General features: G+C 35.4%; 1 riboswitch.

The window, feature by feature from the left end:
• Positions 1-201: 201 nt before the first annotated feature.
• Positions 202-382, bottom strand: a riboswitch (cobalamin riboswitch).
• Between the last annotated feature and the right edge of the window lie 149 nt (positions 383-531).

Raw genomic sequence — 531 nt, 5'->3', positions numbered from 1 at the left:
AAGCTGGATAGAACTTGTTTCTGTGTCATTTTTCACTAAAGTAGAGTTATATGTTTGAGTCATGAATAATCCTCCTTGTAAACTTCCATTAAATAAAAAAAATCCGCCCAATAAATTGAGCGGATCAAACGATAGAATAAAAGAGCCATGAAAAAATAGCCGTTATACTATCGTTTCATCATCTCAATCCCCGAAGAATAAGAAACGTGAAAAATCCAGGCAGGTCTCCTGACTCATGATCATCCTACTTTGAGTTCTTCCCGTATAAAGAGCTATACAGTGGTTTTCTCATTTCGTCACATTTACAGTTGCGGGGACAGTTCCGGGTTTACACCGGATTCCCTTTTCAGCCATCACTGGCACCTTGGATTACAAATAATTCTATATATAGTTATGTGTGTGGTTTTTAATATCAATATCTAGTATTTCTGCTTATATTATCGTAATCCATATGAGATGATAATTCAACTAATATATTTGATAAAAACCAATCCTTATCTATTGACAAAGTGAGGGGAGAGGGAAAAAGGG

This window comes from Peribacillus sp. P4_C12, assembly GCF_056402095.1.
The sequence above is the reverse complement of the archived record's forward strand: the minus strand, read 5'-3'. Positions and strand labels throughout refer to the sequence as shown.